At 63.6% G+C, this 15,032-nt stretch carries 19 protein-coding genes; all 19 read right to left on the bottom strand.

Translation table 11 applies throughout. From position 1 onward, the window contains the following. Positions 1–19: 19 nt before the first annotated feature. A complete protein-coding gene (locus ACRCSW_RS12995) occupies positions 20–772 on the bottom strand; it encodes a biotin--[acetyl-CoA-carboxylase] ligase (RefSeq protein WP_438705686.1) in 753 nt (250 codons plus the stop codon). After that, positions 762–2,198: an NADH-quinone oxidoreductase subunit NuoN gene (gene nuoN / locus ACRCSW_RS12990; protein ID WP_438705684.1), complete on the bottom strand. Its 1,437-nt coding sequence runs from the start codon at positions 2,196–2,198 to the stop codon at positions 762–764. The genes ACRCSW_RS12995 and nuoN overlap by 11 nt, the downstream gene beginning before the upstream one ends. Positions 2,199–2,209: 11 nt before the next feature. Next, positions 2,210–3,748, bottom strand: coding sequence for an NADH-quinone oxidoreductase subunit M (locus ACRCSW_RS12985; RefSeq protein ID WP_438705682.1), 1,539 nt, complete (start codon positions 3,746–3,748; stop codon positions 2,210–2,212). A gap of 12 nt (positions 3,749–3,760) precedes the next feature. Continuing rightward, positions 3,761–6,133 (bottom strand): NADH-quinone oxidoreductase subunit L, encoded by a 2,373-nt coding sequence (gene nuoL, locus ACRCSW_RS12980; protein WP_438705681.1) that lies wholly within the window; start codon positions 6,131–6,133, stop codon positions 3,761–3,763. 4 nt (positions 6,134–6,137) lie between these two features. After that, positions 6,138–6,443, bottom strand: a complete 306-nt coding sequence (gene nuoK / locus ACRCSW_RS12975) for an NADH-quinone oxidoreductase subunit NuoK (RefSeq protein ID WP_438705679.1) — start codon at positions 6,441–6,443, stop codon at positions 6,138–6,140. 59 nt (positions 6,444–6,502) lie between these two features. Then, a complete protein-coding gene (locus tag ACRCSW_RS12970) occupies positions 6,503–7,045 on the bottom strand; it encodes a hypothetical protein (RefSeq protein WP_438705677.1) in 543 nt (180 codons plus the stop codon). 141 nt (positions 7,046–7,186) lie between these two features. Beyond that, the gene (locus ACRCSW_RS12965) at positions 7,187–7,726 is read right to left on the bottom strand and encodes a hypothetical protein (protein WP_438705675.1); all 540 of its coding nucleotides are present in this window, start codon (positions 7,724–7,726) and stop codon (positions 7,187–7,189) included. Continuing rightward, positions 7,723–7,941 (bottom strand): hypothetical protein, encoded by a 219-nt coding sequence (locus tag ACRCSW_RS12960; RefSeq protein WP_438705674.1) that lies wholly within the window; start codon positions 7,939–7,941, stop codon positions 7,723–7,725. The genes ACRCSW_RS12965 and ACRCSW_RS12960 overlap by 4 nt, the downstream gene beginning before the upstream one ends. Beyond that, positions 7,942–8,550: an NADH-quinone oxidoreductase subunit J gene (locus ACRCSW_RS12955; protein ID WP_438705672.1), complete on the bottom strand. Its 609-nt coding sequence runs from the start codon at positions 8,548–8,550 to the stop codon at positions 7,942–7,944. It lies immediately after the preceding gene. Then, entirely contained in the window at positions 8,547–8,957 is a 411-nt protein-coding gene (locus ACRCSW_RS12950; protein WP_438705670.1) for a carboxymuconolactone decarboxylase family protein, read from the bottom strand. Before ACRCSW_RS12950 ends, ACRCSW_RS12955 begins: the two co-directional genes overlap by 4 nt. A gap of 3 nt (positions 8,958–8,960) precedes the next feature. Then, complete coding sequence (locus ACRCSW_RS12945) at positions 8,961–9,374, bottom strand: DUF4259 domain-containing protein (RefSeq protein WP_438705668.1); 414 nt, start codon at positions 9,372–9,374, stop codon at positions 8,961–8,963. 10 nt (positions 9,375–9,384) lie between these two features. After that, entirely contained in the window at positions 9,385–9,879 is a 495-nt protein-coding gene (nuoI, locus tag ACRCSW_RS12940; RefSeq protein WP_438705666.1) for an NADH-quinone oxidoreductase subunit NuoI, read from the bottom strand. Next, positions 9,876–10,376: a hypothetical protein gene (locus ACRCSW_RS12935; protein ID WP_438705664.1), complete on the bottom strand. Its 501-nt coding sequence runs from the start codon at positions 10,374–10,376 to the stop codon at positions 9,876–9,878. Before ACRCSW_RS12935 ends, nuoI begins: the two co-directional genes overlap by 4 nt. A 2-nt stretch (positions 10,377–10,378) precedes the next feature. Continuing rightward, a complete protein-coding gene (gene nuoH / locus ACRCSW_RS12930; protein WP_438705662.1) occupies positions 10,379–11,416 on the bottom strand; it encodes an NADH-quinone oxidoreductase subunit NuoH in 1,038 nt (345 codons plus the stop codon). Between the two features lie 14 nt (positions 11,417–11,430). Continuing rightward, a complete protein-coding gene (locus ACRCSW_RS12925; protein ID WP_438705660.1) occupies positions 11,431–11,838 on the bottom strand; it encodes a hypothetical protein in 408 nt (135 codons plus the stop codon). A 4-nt stretch (positions 11,839–11,842) separates the two neighbouring features. After that, positions 11,843–13,861 (bottom strand): NADH-quinone oxidoreductase subunit NuoG, encoded by a 2,019-nt coding sequence (nuoG, locus tag ACRCSW_RS12920; RefSeq protein WP_438705658.1) that lies wholly within the window; start codon positions 13,859–13,861, stop codon positions 11,843–11,845. Further along, positions 13,854–14,033, bottom strand: a complete 180-nt coding sequence (locus ACRCSW_RS12915; protein WP_438705656.1) for a hypothetical protein — start codon at positions 14,031–14,033, stop codon at positions 13,854–13,856. Before ACRCSW_RS12915 ends, nuoG begins: the two co-directional genes overlap by 8 nt. Before the next feature lie 5 nt (positions 14,034–14,038). Beyond that, on the bottom strand, positions 14,039–14,536 hold the full coding sequence (locus ACRCSW_RS12910) for a DUF3291 domain-containing protein (RefSeq protein WP_438705654.1): 498 nt from the start codon (positions 14,534–14,536) through the stop codon (positions 14,039–14,041). Beyond that, positions 14,533–14,946, bottom strand: a complete 414-nt coding sequence (locus tag ACRCSW_RS12905; protein ID WP_438705653.1) for a DUF5333 domain-containing protein — start codon at positions 14,944–14,946, stop codon at positions 14,533–14,535. The genes ACRCSW_RS12910 and ACRCSW_RS12905 overlap by 4 nt, the downstream gene beginning before the upstream one ends. Positions 14,947–15,032: the final 86 nt, after the last annotated feature.

The following is a 15,032-nucleotide window of genomic DNA, read 5'->3' as shown; positions in this document are numbered from 1 at the left end:
AATCGGCGGCTGGCGTTGGTCAAAAGAACACCTCGGCGGCGGGGATGGCAACCGGGCCTTTCGTCATGCGCAGGATCAGGTTGCCCTGCGCGTCGATGCTGTCGAAGACGCCTTCGCGGGTTTCGGCGCCGGTGCGGGCGCGGATCGGCTCACCCAGCTTTGCGGCGTGGGTGAGCCAGGCGGCGCGGAGGGGCGCGAAGCCTTCGGCGGTGAAGGTCGCCTCCCAGGCGGCATAGGCGGGGGCAAGGGCCTGCAGGAAAGCCTCGGGCGTGATGCGGCGGCCGGTTTCGTGGAGAAGCGAGACGGGTGCGGTGGCACCGGTTTCGACTTGGGCAGGGTCAGGGGCTGCGATCAGGTTCACGCCGATGCCGATAGAGAGGACCGGGTCCGGACCGCCAAGGCCGGAGCTTTCGAGGAGGATGCCCGCCAGCTTGCCGCCGTTCAGGAGAACATCGTTCGGCCATTTGAGCGAGAAGCTGTCGGGCAGGCCGGTAAGGGCGACCAGTGCGTCGCGAAGCGCGAGGGCGGCGGTGAAGGAGCGGAGTGCCACGGTTTCAGGCGGTTCGGCGGGCCGTAGGACCAGGGTGCCGTGAAAGTTGCCGAGCGGGCTTGCCCACGGGCGTGACCGGCGACCGCGGCCTGCGGTCTGCAGGCCAGCGGTGATCCAGGTCGGCCTTGCCATGCCCGCGGCCCGACGGAAGCCTTCGGCGTTGGTGCTGTCGACCTCGGCCAGGGCGATGTGCCCTGCCCCGCCCGGCAGATCAGCGGACAAGCGCTTCAGCCGCAAAGGCCGCGGGGGCTTCGATGCCGAAAAGGTTCACGATCCCAAGGATCATGATAGCGGCCACGCCCACCAGCATCCCCCACTGCACGGGCGCCATGCGGCTGTCGACCGGCTCTTGTTCCGCGCCGAAGTACATGAAGAAGACGATGCGGAGGTAGTAGAAGGCACCGATGACGCTCGCGACAGCACCTGCGACGGCCAGCCAGACCATGCCCGCATCGACCGCGGCTTTCAGGACGTAGAACTTGCCGAAGAAGCCGACCATGGGCGGCACGCCCGCGAGGGAGAAGAGGAGGACCAGCATGGCGAGCGCCTTCAAGGGCTCTTTCTTCGCGAACTGGTTCAGACCGGCGATGTCACTGACCGGGCGGCCGTCGCGTTCCATCGACAGGATGAAGGCGAAGGTGCCGACGTTCATCGTGACGTAGATCGCCATGTAGATCAGCGTCGCCTGAACCCCGTAGGCCGTGCCGACCGCAAGGCCGATCAGCGCATAGCCCATGTGGGCGATCGAGGAATAGGCCATCAGCCGCTTGATGTCGCGCTGGCCGATGGCAGCCACGGCGCCAAGGAACATCGAGGCCACGGCAAGGGCGGCCAGCACCTGGCCCCATTGGGCGGGGACACCTCCGAACGCGTCCTGCACCAGCCGCGCGATCAGGGCCATGGCGGCGACTTTCGGGGCGGTGGCGAAGAACGCGGTCACCGGGGTGGGCGAGCCTTCGTAGACGTCGGGCGTCCACATGTGGAAGGGTGCGGCCGAGACCTTGAACGCAAGGCCCGCGAGCATGAAGACGAGGCCGAAGAGGAGGCCGATCGGCGCGCCGTCCTGCACGGTGGTCAGGATCCCTGCGAACTGGGTGGTCCCGGCATAGCCGTAGACGAGCGAGGTGCCGTAGAGGAGAAGGCCCGAGGACAGCGCGCCAAGCACGAAGTACTTCAGGCCCGCTTCCGAGGACCGGGCGCTGTCGCGGCGCATGGCGGCAACGACATAAAGCGAGAGCGACTGGAGTTCGAGCCCCATGTAAAGCGTGATGAGGTCGGCGGAGGAGACCATGACCATCATCCCGACAACCGCGAGGGTGACAAGGATCGGGTACTCGAAACGCAAAAGGTCGCGCCGGGTCATGTAGTCCTGGCTCATGACCAGCACCGCGGCCGCCGAGACAAGGATCGTCACCTTGGCGAAACGGGCGAAGGGATCGTCGATGAAGAGGCCGTTGAAGACCAGCCGCTCGCCAGTGCCGCTTACGCCGACATAAAACGCCAGCACCACGAAAAGCCCGGCGGTCGCCCAGACGAGCGTGGGCGCAAGCTTGTCCTTGGTCGTGTAGACCGCGACCATCAGTGCTGCCATGGCATAGCCCGCCAGCACGATCTCGGGCAGAAGGGTCTGGAAATCTGCAGAGGTCATAGTGCGGGTCCTTAGTTCATGGCCACGGCTGCCGCATCGGCGGGCAGCGAGGCCTGGTAGTCGGAAACAAGGGCGCCGACCGAGGGGCCGATGATGTCGGTCACGAGGCTCGGGTAGATGCCGAGGATCAGGGTCATCGCGATGAGGGGGGCGAAGATCGCCTTCTCGCGCCGGTCCATGTCGGTGATCGACTTCAGCGCTTCCTTGATCAGGTCGCCGAAGACGACGCGGCGGTAAAGCCAAAGGGCATAGGCGGCTGACAGGATAACGCCTGTCGTAGCGACAGCGGCGACCCAGGTGTTGACCTGGAAGATGCCCATGAGGGTCAGGAATTCTCCGACGAAGCCTGACGTGCCCGGCAGGCCCACGTTGGCCATGGTGAAGAACATGAACACCAGCGCGTAGGCGGGCATGCGGTTCACGAGGCCGCCGTAGGCGTCGATGTCGCGGGTGTGCATGCGGTCGTAGATCACTCCGACGCAAAGGAAGAGGGCACCCGAGATGAAGCCGTGGCTGAGCATCTGGAAGATGGCTCCATCGACGCCCTGCTGGTTCACCGCGAAGATGCCCATGGTGACGTAACCCATGTGGGCCACGGACGAATAGGCGATCAGCTTCTTCATGTCGGTCTGCGCGAGCGCCACGAGCGAGGTGTAGACGATGGCGATGGCCGACATCCAGAGGACCAAAGGCCCCATCACGTCCGACCCGATCGGGAACATCGGAATGCTGAACCGCAGGAAGCCGTAGCCGCCCATCTTCAGAAGGATCGCGGCCAGCACCACCGAACCCGCCGTCGGCGCCTGGACGTGGGCGTCCGGCAGCCAGGTGTGAACGGGCCACATCGGCATCTTCACGGCGAAGCTCGCGAAGAAGGCCAGGAACAGCATGGTCTGGAGGCCACCAACGACCTGGAAGCCGAGAAGGCTGAAGGTCTCGTGTCCGAAGTCGTGCGTCAGAAGCTGCACGATATCGGTGGTCCCGGCATCGAAATACATCGCGATCATTGCGACCAGCATCAGGACGGAGCCGAGGAAGGTGTAGAGGAAGAACTTGAACGCCGCGTAGATGCGGTCCTTGCCGCCCCAGATGCCGATGATCAGGAACATCGGGATCAGGCCCGCCTCGAAGAAGAGGTAGAAGAGCACAAGGTCGAGCGCGCAGAAGACGCCGAGCATCAGGGTTTCCAGCACCAGGAAGGCGATCATGTATTCCTTGACCCGGGTCTCCACGTTCCAGCACGACCAGATGGTGATCGGCATGAGGAAGGTCGTGAGCATCACGAAGAGGATCGAGATGCCGTCGACGCCCATCCGGTAGTTTAGCCCGAGTATCCATTCCCGCTCTTCCACGAACTGGAAGCCGGTGTTCGTGGGATCGAACCGGAAGAGGATGAAAAGCGAGATGACAAAGGTCGCCGAGGTGGTGAAGAGCGCAAGCCACTTCGCCCCCTGCCGGGCAGCTGCATCGTCGCCGCGCATGAAGAGCGCAAGGATCGAGGCCGCGACCAGGGGCAGGAAGGTGATGATCGAGAGAAGCTGGTTTTCCATACTGCGCGCCCCTTACTTCGCGCCGCCGAAGAGCGTCATCCAGGTGACAAGGATCACGATCCCCATGACCATCGCGAAGGCGTAGTGGAAGAGATAACCGGACTGCGCGCGGCCGGCGAGGCGGGTGAAGAACGGGATGATCCCCATCGCGACCCCGTTCAGCGAGCCATCGATGACGTTGCCGTCGCCCTTCTTCCAGAGGAAGTTCCCCAGCCATTTGGCGGGCCGGACGAAGACCCAGTCGTAAAGCTCGTCAAAGTACCACTTGTTGAGAAGGAAGAGGTACAGCGGGCGCTGCTGGGCCGCGAGACGGACGGGCAGGCTCGGGTCCTTGATGTAGAAAAGCCAGGCGGTGAAGAGGCCGATCAGCATGGCGACGAAGGGCGAGAGCTTGACCCATGTCGGCACCAGGTGGGCCGCGTTGATCATGGTCGAGGGCGCGTGTTCGGCCTTTTCGACCTTGTCTGAGTCAAGGCGAGTTTCGACGATCTTCTTCTGCTCTTCGGGCGTGAAGGGCAGCATGACCAGCGCGCCTTGCGGCACCGCGCCGGGGGCGGCTGCTTCGGCTGGCGCGGCCTCGGCGGCGGTGTCGCCATGGGCTTCGGTCGCGGCCGGTTCGTCCGCCGGGGCGGCTTCGGTGGTGGTGGCTACGCCCTCTGCAGGCGCCGCTTCGGTCGTGGCCCCCTCTTCCGCCGGGGCGGCTTCGGTCGTAGTGGCGGTCCCTTCGGCCGGGGCCGGTTCCTCGGTGGAATGGGCGGCGGCGGTCTCGTCATGGCCCTCAGCATGCGCCTCGCCATGGGCGGCGGCTTCCATGCCGAACCAGTTCCGAACCGCCGTGTCCTCGCCGAAGAAGACCTTGTACCAGAGCATCCCCGAGAACACCGCGCCAAGCGCCAGGACGCCCAGCGGGATCAGCATCGTCAGCGGGCTTTCGTGCGGCTCATGGTGGTGGTCGTCATGCCCGTTGGCGTCATGCACCGCGCCGTGATGGTCATCATGACTGTTCCCATGCCCATGCGCGCGGCTGGTCCCGTAGAAGGTCATGAACATCAGGCGCCAGCTGTAGAAGCTGGTCATGCAGGCCGCGACGACGAGCAGCCAGAACGCATAGCTTGAGCCGACCCAGGCGCTTTCGATGACCGCGTCTTTCGACAGGAACCCGGCGAAGCCGTAGTGGGTCAGCGGGATGCCGACGCCGGTGATGGCGAGCGTGCCGATCATCATCGCCCAGAACGTGAGCGGAATCTTCTTCCGCAGGCCCCCGTAGTTGCGCATATCCTGCTCGTGGTGTGTCGCGGTGATGACCGAGCCCGCGCCAAGGAACAGCATCGCCTTGAAGAAGGCGTGGGTGAAGAGGTGGAACATCGCCACCGAATAGACGCCCACCCCGGCGGCCACGAACATGTAGCCAAGCTGCGAGCAGGTGGAGTACGCGATCACGCGCTTGATGTCGTTCTGCACGAGGCCCACGGTCGCCGCAAAGAAGGCGGTCGTGGCCCCGAGGACGGTGATGAAGGCCGCGGCTTCGGGCGCGTATTCGTAAAGCGGTGACATCCGGCAGACGAGGAAGACGCCCGCCGTCACCATGGTCGCGGCGTGGATCAGCGCCGAGACCGGCGTCGGCCCCTCCATCGCATCCGGGAGCCAGGTGTGCAGGATCAGCTGCGCCGATTTCCCCATGGCCCCGATGAAGAGGAGGACCCCGATCAGGTTCGCGGCGTTCCATTCGGTCCAGAGGAAGGTCAGGTTCGTCTCGGCCAGCGCCGGGGCGGCCGCGAACACGTCATCGAAGCGGATCGAGTCGACCAGGAAGAAGAGGCCGAAGATGCCAAGCGCAAAGCCGAAGTCACCGACACGGTTGACCACGAACGCCTTGATCGCGGCGGCGTTGGCGCTTGGCTTGCGGTAGTAGAACCCGATCAGCAGGTACGACGCGACCCCCACCCCTTCCCAGCCGAAGAACATCTGCACGAGGTTGTCGGCGGTCACCAGCATCAGCATGGCGAAGGTGAAGAACGACAGATACGCGAAGAAGCGGGCCTTGTAATGCTCGCCCTCATGCCAGTTCTCGTCATGCGCCATGTAGCCGAAGCTGTAGAGGTGGACGAGGGCCGAGACGGTGTTCACCACCACCAGCATGATCGCCGTCAGCCGATCGAGGCGGATCGCCCACTCCGACCCCAGCGTGCCGGATTCGATCCAGCGCATGATGGTGATCTTCTCAGTCACGCCGTCGAAGGTCAGGAAGATGTACCAGCTGAGCGCCGCAGCCAGGAAGATCATCGCCGTTGTGATGACCTGGCCCGCCTTCTCGCCTATCAGCCGCCAGCCAAAGCCGCAGATGATGGCCCCGACCAGAGGGGCGAAGAGGATGATCGTTTCCATCTGGTCAGCCTTTCATCACGTTCACGTCTTCCACGTCGATGGTGCCGCGGTTGCGGAAGAAGACGACGAGGATGGCCAGACCAATCGCGGCCTCGGCCGCAGCCACGGTAAGGACGAACATGGTGAAGACCTGCCCCACCAGATCGCCCGAGAAAGAGGAGAAGGCGACGAGGTTGATGTTGACCGCTAGAAGCATCAGCTCGATCGACATCAGGATGACGATCACGTTCTTCCGGTTGAGGAAGATTCCGAAGATCCCGATGACGAAGAGAGCCGCAGCCACCGTCAGGTAATGTTCAAGTCCGATCATCTTCTCGTTCCTTCTTGGGCGCGGCGGCCCGTTCGTTCCGATAGCCTTGCGGCCACGTTCTAGTTCTGCGCGCCCGCGCCGTCGGGGTAGAAAAGCTTGCAGCCGCAGAACGGGTCATATCGGTTGCGTCGGCTTTCCTTTTGCGCGAGGCCAAGCACGTTCAGCGTATAGGTGAAGTCATTGGCCTCTGAAACCCGCGCCAGTTCAGCGATGGTCGTTTTCGGAGTCAGGCCAATCGGGCCTTTCGGCTTTTGAAGGGGCGCAATCGAGGAGGCATAGCCGCTTGGAACCGCCGGCTCGACTTCCAGACCGTTGATCAGGATGGCCTCGACACGGGTGCAGTCGACAACCAAAAGCTCCTCCCGTTGGGAACAGGCGTCCAAGTAGGAGTACTTTTGTCCGACGATCGACCCACCAATGTCGATAGCCCCCGCCGCACTGGCCTTATCGTCGGTGCCGCCATTTCTGAAACTGCAATCAGGGCCGGTCACCAAGCGGTCATCCCGCGTCTCGACCGGGGGCGCGGGCTCGCAGGCAAAGCCAAGCGTTGGCAGCCAGGTCCCCGCCAGCATCCCGATCACAAGGAAGCCTGTCCGCTTCATGCGCGGCTCCGGCTTTGCGCCAAGAGATGAACGGGCGGGGTCCAGACCTGACCCATCGCAAATGCCATCAGCACCGCCACAGCCAGATAGTGTTCCAGTCCGACCATCTCTCGTTCCCTCGTGGGCTCTTTGGGCCCGTTTTCAGTATCTTGCGACCGTATCGGTCCGGTTCTCGAATGGCGTCATGCCCTTGGGCTTCAGGTCCGGGAAAAGGACGCTGCAGCCGCAGGTCTCCTCCGTCTCTTTCAGCCGCAGCTGTTTGCCATAGACCGCCCGTATCGCCGAGGCCAGTTCGTTGCGACCGACCGATTGCCCGGCCTTCACTTTGGGGCGCAGAAATTCGGTCGCGGCCAGCGCGGCAGCAACCGTGAAAGGGTCCTCGCCGCCCTCGATGGCGTGGAAGGTGCCGCTGGCGCAGTGCGTGACGCGGACGCCGTAGAAGCCGTCAAGCGCCGGAACGGGTGCAGGCTGGTCGCGGTAGACACCTTGCGGCGAGTCATCGGGCTGCGTGTCGACCTGGTATGACTCCACCGTCACGCCGCTGGCGTTGGTGTCCGGGTCAAGCGCGTGGAGGTTGTAGGTGTTCATGCCTGCTTCCATGCCGTCGCAGGGCGGCAATGGCGTCAGCGCTTGCGCCGCCGTTCCAGTCAGGATGGAAACGATGATCGCCTGGCGGATCATGGCCGTGTCCCCGCGATGACGTCCTCGGGCAGCGAACCGTTCCAGCGGTAGAGAACCTTTTCCACCAACGTCATCCGGTCCCAGTTCATGTTCGCCGCCCCCCCGCCGCAGGTGCAACCGGGCGTCGCGAACACGGCCGAGACGGCAACGAATGCGGCTAGGAATACCGCCGCCCCTCCGGCCCCGCCAATGACGAACTTTGCTGCTCTCTGCATCTATAGCCCCTGCCCCGGCTTGACGTCCTTCAGCTCCATCGCCTTGGCCGGGTCGCGCCACATCTGCTGGAGCACGTTCTGGCGCTTGATGTCCTTGCGGTGCCGCAGCGTCAGAAGGATCGCGCCGATCATCGCGACGAGGAGGATCAGGCCCGCAAGCTGGAAGAGGAGAAAGTAGCGGTCGTAGAGGAGCATGCCCAGGGCGCGGGTATTTTCGATCTCGGTGGGCGTCACGGCCTGGCGGAGCGCATCGCGGCCGTCGGACACGGTCCAGACACCCACGCCGATGGCGACCTGCATCAGAAGGACGACGCCGATCAGAAGGCCAAGCGGCATGTAGCGGGCAAGCTCGCCCTTCAGGGCCGCAAAGTCGATGTCGAGCATCATGACGACGAAGAGGAAGAGGACCGCCACGGCACCGACGTAGACGATGACCAGAAGCATCGCCACGAACTCGGCCCCGAGAAGCACGAAGAGGCCGGAGGTGGAGAGGAAGGCGAGGATCAGCCAGAGGACCGAATGCACCGGGTTGCGGCTGAGGGTGACCATCAAGCCAGCGGTCACCGTGATCACGGCGAACATGTAGAAGGCGAAACTGAAGACGGTCATGCGTCTTTCTCCTCAACTTCGGCGAAGACTTCCTGAGCCAGCTCAAGCGCCTTCTGCATGGCGGGCATGCCGCCGAACATCGACATCTGCCAGATCACTTCCGCGATCTCGCGTTTCGTGGCCCCCGCTTCCAGCGCGTGGCGGACGGTCAGCCGCATCTGCGGTTCCGCCTGTGCACCCAGCACCGTGAGGGCCGCAAGGGTGACGAGGAGGCGGGTCTTGGCATCCAGCCCCTCGCGGTTGAAGGTACGGCCGAACCACATCTCCATCATGTTCGCGGGCATGGTCGGGAACATCTTCTCGAAGCCCTTGGCCTGCATCCCCTCCAATGACGGATTGAACGCCCGCAGCATCTCTTGCGAGCTTTCCATCATCGTGGCGAACATCTTGGCGAGGTCGTCGGTCATCACTCAGTCCTTCAACCGTTGCGCCAAGCCGGCGACAGAGGCAAGCCACTCGTCCTTGCTATCGGACTCAAGCCATAGCTCTGCAATTTCGGAGTTTTCTCCAGACAACCGCACGAGCGCGTTCCCGGCAAGCACACGAATCCCGGGCAATGCGCGGACTTCATCGTCGAACCGAGCGATCTTGGCCAAATCCTCGTCATCGTTTGTAGGGTCTGGTTTGCCGAATGATGTCGCGACCACTTCTGCAGCCGCTCTGCCTGCGACACCCGCGTCATACTCAAGGTATTCGTCAGTTCCTATCGCCATGACATCCCCGAGCGCAGCCTTCACTGCAACGGCTCCTTCCGCCATGAACGGCTCTTCAAGCCAGTCCAGCGCAGTGTCGTCTTGAAAAGGTCCTGCACCCCAAGCACCCATGTCCTTTGCCTCACCGGTACGGCGCGTCGATTTCAAGGTTGCGGGCGATCTCGGCTTCCCAGCGGTCGCCGTTCTCCAGGAGCTTTTCCTTGGTGTAGAAGAGCTCCTCCCGCGTTTCGGTCGAGAACTCGAAGTTCGGGCCTTCGACGATGGCATCGACCGGGCAGGCCTCCTGGCAGAAGCCGCAGTATATGCACTTGGTCATGTCGATGTCATAGCGCGTGGTGCGGCGGGAGCCGTCCTCGCGCGGTTCGGCGTCGATGGTGATGGCTTGCGCCGGGCAGATCGCCTCGCAGAGCTTGCAGGCGATGCAGCGTTCCTCGCCGTTCGGGTAGCGGCGAAGGGCGTGTTCGCCGCGGAAACGGGGGCTGAGGGGGCCCTTTTCGTGCGGGTAGTTCAGCGTGGTCTTCGGCGCGAAGAAGTACTTCATCCCCAGGCCGAAGCCCTTGATGAAATCCATCAGAAGGAAGTAGCGGGTCGCGCGGTTCCAGTCGATCTGGGTCATTGGCTTGCCTTCATCAGGGGTCGCAGGGCCGCCCGCTGTTCAAGCGGGAACCGGGAGTCAAGGTCCGCAATCTCCGTCTTCAACTCTGGAGAAGTCGCCAACGCTGACGGACGCAGGCACTGCTCCAAAGTGTCGAGTTGTGTGAACCCTCTCGCGTAATCGCGCTTCTCATCGGGTTGAGCCTCACGCGACCATTTTCCTTTCCGCGTCAAAGGTGGATGCACATCGGTACCGGTAAGCAGAAACACCGGGTAGTTCCAAAGGCGCATTGCAACCTGTCTCCACTGCTCCGCTGGAACGAGGCTGTAGTAATCGAGCGCAGGCGGCAAAAGAACCCAGCCAATGCCCTTGGGATTTATCTCACGCTTTGGGTTCAACATTTCGGCAACGGCAGCCGCTGCTTCTTTGCACTCGCGCACTGTCGGTTCCGCAAATCCGGCAGATGCCAGACTTGTTACAGCCAGTGCAGGAGCAATTGCGAGGTGACGACAGTACATCCTCACCCCCCCACAGCCCAACGCGCCCAGAAGCCGCCGAGCACTTCGAACTTCGCGAGGAATGCCACGATCACCACCCAGGCCAGCGACATCGGCAGGAAGACCTTCCAGCCGATCCGCATCAGCTGGTCATAGCGGTAGCGGGGGACGATGGCCTTCACCATGGCGAACATGAAGAAGAAGAGCCACATCTTCGCGACCATCCACCACCAGCCGTCGGGGAGGCCCGGGATGGGCGAGAGCCAGCCGCCGAAGAAGAGGAGGCTGATGAGCGCGCACATGAGGAAAATGGCGATGTATTCGCCGGCCATGAAGAGCAGGTACGGGGTCGAGGAGTATTCGACCATGAACCCCGCCACCAACTCGCTTTCGGCTTCCGGCAGGTCGAAGGGCGGGCGGTTCGTCTCGGCGAGCGCGCTGATGAAGAACAGGAATACCATCGGGAAGTGCGGCAGCCAGTACCAGTTGAAAAGGCCCCAGTCGCCGTCCTGCGCGGCCACGATGGCGCCGAAGTTCATCGCCCCGGTCGAGATGATGACGCCGATGATGATCAGGCCCAGCGACACCTCGTACGAGATCATCTGCGCGGCGGAGCGCAGGGACCCGAGGAACGCGTATTTCGAGTTCGACGCCCAGCCGCCCATGATCACGCCGTAGACCTCGAGCGAGGAAATGGCGAAGACGAAGAGGATGGCGACGTTGATGTTGGCCAGCACCCAGCCGTCATCGAAGGGGATCACTGCCCAGGCGAGGATCGCCAGCACGAAGCTCAGCATGGGGGCCAGGAAGAACACCGGGCGGTCCACGCCCGCCGGGACGACGATTTCCTTGACGATGTACTTCAGTGCGTCGGCCACCGATTGCAGAAGGCCGAAGGGGCCAACTACGTTCGGGCCCCGCCGCATCTGGACGGCGGCCCAGATCTTCCGGTCGCCGTAGACAAGGAAGAGAAGGCTGATCATCACGAACGCCACGATCAGAAGGCTTTGTGCCGCGATCAGCACCGCCGTTCCGAACCCCGTGGAAAGAAACTCCGACATTTCAGCCCCTCACTTCAAACCGTCGGTATTCCAAGCTCGACGCATTCCGTCACCGCCACTTCGGCGTCGATGGTGCGCAGGCCCTCGGGCAGGGTTTTCGAGATGAGGTAGACCGCATCCCCGTACCATGACTGCCCTTCCTTCCTGACGATGGTCCGCACCTGGCGCGCGAACCCGTATCCCTGATCCAGCGCATATTGCGCGACGGCACAGCGGCCATAGGCCTCGACATCCGACCGGTCCGTGGCACCGCGCATGGCGACGTTCAGGCTGACCAGATCGTCATCAAGCAGGATCGTCGAAATCCCTTCGTAGACGGCTTCCCGTCCGCGTTCCTCTGGCACCTCTCCACCCGGCGTGCAAGCCCCCAGCGCCGCTGTCGCGGTGCCAAGGGTTGCAAGAAGGGTGAGGCGGGGCGCCAAAGGCCTATTCCGCCGCAATCGGCTGCGTCGCGCGGGCCTTGGCCATGGCGGAAAGCTCTGCCATGACCGTTGACGCCCGGGCAACCGGGTTGGTCAGGTAGAAGTCCTTGATCGCATTGCGGAAAGTGGCCTTTCCCATGGCCTTGACCGGCAAGGGTTGCCACGCGTTCTCGGGCACTTCGTCGATCCGGCCAAGATGTGGATGGGCTTTTACCAGCGCTGTCCTGAGACCGGCAAGCGAATCCCACGGAAGCTGCGCCCCAAGCTCGGCCGAAAGCGCGCGGAGGATGGCCCAGTTCTCCTTCGCCTCGCCCGGTGCGAACCCGGCGCGGAAGGCAAGCTGCGGGCGGCCCTCGGTGTTGACGAAAAGGCCGTTTTCCTCGGTGTAAGCCGCACCCGGCAGGATGATGTCGGCGCGGGATGCACCCCGGTCGCCATGGCTGCCCTGGTAGATCACGAACGGACCCTTGGCGATCTCGACCTCATCCGCGCCGAGGTTGTAGATCACCTCCGCCCCTTCGGTTGCCGCTGGCAGGCCGCCATCGGTGACGGCGCCGACATCCATAGCGCCCACTCGGGAGGCCGCGGTGTGCAGGATCAGAAGCTTGGAGCCGGCCGCCTCGGCCGCCTTCATGGCATGGGCCAGAACTGCCTCACCGTCGGCTTCGTTCAGGGCGCCCTGCCCCACGATCATCACCCCGGCGACGCCCTGTTTGTCCGAATGATCCATCCCGGCCAAATCGGCCAGCGCGGCCCGGTCAGAGCCAAGATGCCTGTAGTCATAAGTCAGGTCCACCGCCTCGCCGATCAGGGCCACGCGCGCGCCGTTGGTCCAGGCCTTGCGGATTCGGGCGTTCAGCACCGGAGCCTCGACCCGCGGGTTGGTGCCGATCAGCAGGATCATCTTCGCGCTGTCGATGTCCTCGATCGTCGCCGTGCCGACATAGGCCGACCGGTTGCCCGCAGGCAGCTTCGCCCCGTCGGTGCGGCATTCGACGTGCCCGCCGAGGCCCTCAACCAAGGCCTTCAGGCTGAATGCGGCCTCGACCGGCACCAGATCGCCGATCAGACCGGCCACCTTCTTGCCCTTCATCGCCGCCGCAGCTGCCGTCAGAGCCTCGACCCAACCGGCTTTGCGAAGCTTGCCGTTCTCGCGGATATAGGGCGTATCCAGTCGCTGGCGGCGGAGGCCGTCCCACACGAAGCGGGTCTTGTCGCTGATCCACTCTTCGTTCACGCCGTCATGATTGCGCGGCAGGATGCGCATGACTTCGCGGCCCTTGGTATCGACGCGGATGTTGGAGCCGAGAGCGTCCATCACGTCGATGGTTTCGGTCTTCGTCAGCTCCCACGGGCGGGCGGTGAAGGCGTAAGGCTTTGATGTCAAAGCGCCAACCGGGCAGAGGTCGATGATATTGCCCTGCAGGTTCGAGTCGAGCGTCGTGTTGAGATACGAGGTGATCTCGCTGTCCTCACCCCGGCCCGTCTGGCCCATCTGGGTGATCCCGGCGACCTCGGTCGTGAAGCGGACGCAGCGGGTGCAAGAGATGCAGCGCGTCATCGTGGTGGCCACCAGCGGCCCGAGATCCAGGTCTTCCGACGCCCGCTTCGGCTCGCGGTAGCGGGAGAAATCGACGCCGTAGGCCATCGCCTGATCCTGCAGATCGCACTCGCCGCCCTGGTCGCAGATCGGGCAGTCGAGCGGGTGGTTTATCAGGAGGAACTCCATCACCCCCTCGCGGGCCTTCTTGACCATGGGGGACTTGGTCTTGACCAGCGGAGCCTCACCGTTCGGACCGGGGCGCAGGTCGCGGACCTGCATCGCGCAGGAGGCCGCTGGCTTCGGCGGGCCGCCCACGACCTCCACCAGACACATCCGGCAGTTCCCGGCGATGGTCAGGCGTTCGTGGTAGCAAAAGCGCGGGATCTCCACCCCCGCGACCTCAGCCGCCTGAATGATGGTCATCGCGCCATCGACCTCGACCTCGATCCCGTCGATGCTGATTTTCTTGAGATTAGACATGAGCCCGGTCCTTCCGCAGCAGCCCGCCGAGTGCATCCCGCAGCCGGGCGAAAAGCCCCGCTTGCGGCACGGGGGCTGCCTGTTTCGTCGTATCCTGTTCATATGACAGGTGTTTCACGCGCGCTTCGACATCGCGCATCAAGTATTTCGGGTCGAGACCGCCGTAGCACATGCCCGTCACTCCGCCGCCACTTGCGCGCAAGCGTGGGTCTGCCACAGCCGCGCCTCTTTCAGATACTTCCAGCCGAAGGCCTCGTCACTGTCGCCATTTGCCTCAAGCAAGGCCAGCCGCGCCAGTGCCTCTTCCAGCGTGGGCCGATGCCCCTCAGGCACCCACCACATGACGAAATGCATGCGGCCCAGCACCTCGAACCACTCCGCCCGCCGCTCATAGAACGCGCGGTGGACGGTGTTCCAGACGAAATGCTCCAGCGTCTCGACGCTTTCCCAGACGCTGATGTTCGGGATCAGCTGCGGATCGTCGGACGGTGCGAGGTCGGTCGCCGAAAACCCCGTCCCGCCCGTCATCCGCCAGACGTAGCCCGGCATCCGTTCGGCCAGCGCATTCACCCGCGACAAGGCGTCCATGAACTCGGCCACGCGCGGGTCGTCGGTGGGGGCGACAAGTCGCCCCACGTTCAACTCGGCCAGGTGCATGCCGGGCGGCTGGATCATTTGGTCGACCTCAGGAGGTAGCCGATCAGGCTGTTCTTGGCGATTTCCTCTTCGCCGATCTTGCAATAGGCGTCGGGATTGCCGGGCTCGGCCCCGCGTTCCTTCAGCCACTCCGCGGCCATCGCCTTGCCCTTGGCCTTTTCCTCTTTCGACTTGACGAGCCCGCGGATTTGGTCGGCGGTATAGCCCTGCGCCAGCGCATAGTCGCGGAGCTTGTTCAGCTCGCCAAGGGCCCGCATGGTGCGGGCTTCGATGGTCGGGCAGTTGTCGTCGATGGCGTCGCCGATGAACCCCTGCAGGAGGGTGTTGATGATCTTCGGCTCTTCGTTGATCGGCACCAGCGCATAGGCGGGTGCGGCGACCACAAGTGCTGCAATGGTCAGTGTAACTCGTTTGAACGGGCGTTTCATCTTGGCCTCCTTGGCTGAAACTGCCGCAGAGATGTGCCCTATGACCGTTGATATGCCATGACAAACCGATGTTATCAGCGGTTTGT

Source organism: Tabrizicola sp. (genome assembly GCF_051645465.1).
GTDB lineage: Bacteria > Pseudomonadota > Alphaproteobacteria > Rhodobacterales > Rhodobacteraceae > Tabrizicola.
Note: the sequence above shows the minus strand (reverse complement) of the source record. Positions and strands in the feature narration are given on the sequence as shown.

Coding starts and splice junctions, on each gene's coding strand:
- ACRCSW_RS12985 (WP_438705682.1), bottom strand. CDS start 3,748: ATGGAAAACCAGCTTCTCTCGATCATCACCTTCCTGCCCCTGGTCGCG.
- ACRCSW_RS12970 (WP_438705677.1), bottom strand. CDS start 7,045: ATGAAGCGGACAGGCTTCCTTGTGATCGGGATGCTGGCGGGGACCTGG.
- ACRCSW_RS12950 (WP_438705670.1), bottom strand. CDS start 8,957: ATGACCGACGACCTCGCCAAGATGTTCGCCACGATGATGGAAAGCTCG.
- nuoG (WP_438705658.1), bottom strand. CDS start 13,861: ATGTCTAATCTCAAGAAAATCAGCATCGACGGGATCGAGGTCGAGGTC.
- nuoH (WP_438705662.1), bottom strand. CDS start 11,416: ATGTCGGAGTTTCTTTCCACGGGGTTCGGAACGGCGGTGCTGATCGCG.
- nuoK (WP_438705679.1), bottom strand. CDS start 6,443: ATGATCGGACTTGAACATTACCTGACGGTGGCTGCGGCTCTCTTCGTC.
- ACRCSW_RS12910 (WP_438705654.1), bottom strand. CDS start 14,536: ATGATCCAGCCGCCCGGCATGCACCTGGCCGAGTTGAACGTGGGGCGA.
- ACRCSW_RS12960 (WP_438705674.1), bottom strand. CDS start 7,941: ATGCAGAGAGCAGCAAAGTTCGTCATTGGCGGGGCCGGAGGGGCGGCG.
- nuoI (WP_438705666.1), bottom strand. CDS start 9,879: ATGACCCAGATCGACTGGAACCGCGCGACCCGCTACTTCCTTCTGATG.
- ACRCSW_RS12915 (WP_438705656.1), bottom strand. CDS start 14,033: ATGTGCTACGGCGGTCTCGACCCGAAATACTTGATGCGCGATGTCGAA.
- ACRCSW_RS12945 (WP_438705668.1), bottom strand. CDS start 9,374: ATGGGTGCTTGGGGTGCAGGACCTTTTCAAGACGACACTGCGCTGGAC.
- ACRCSW_RS12955 (WP_438705672.1), bottom strand. CDS start 8,550: ATGACCGTCTTCAGTTTCGCCTTCTACATGTTCGCCGTGATCACGGTG.
- ACRCSW_RS12965 (WP_438705675.1), bottom strand. CDS start 7,726: ATGATCCGCCAGGCGATCATCGTTTCCATCCTGACTGGAACGGCGGCG.
- ACRCSW_RS12935 (WP_438705664.1), bottom strand. CDS start 10,376: ATGTACTGTCGTCACCTCGCAATTGCTCCTGCACTGGCTGTAACAAGT.
- nuoN (WP_438705684.1), bottom strand. CDS start 2,198: ATGACCTCTGCAGATTTCCAGACCCTTCTGCCCGAGATCGTGCTGGCG.
- ACRCSW_RS12905 (WP_438705653.1), bottom strand. CDS start 14,946: ATGAAACGCCCGTTCAAACGAGTTACACTGACCATTGCAGCACTTGTG.
- nuoL (WP_438705681.1), bottom strand. CDS start 6,133: ATGGAAACGATCATCCTCTTCGCCCCTCTGGTCGGGGCCATCATCTGC.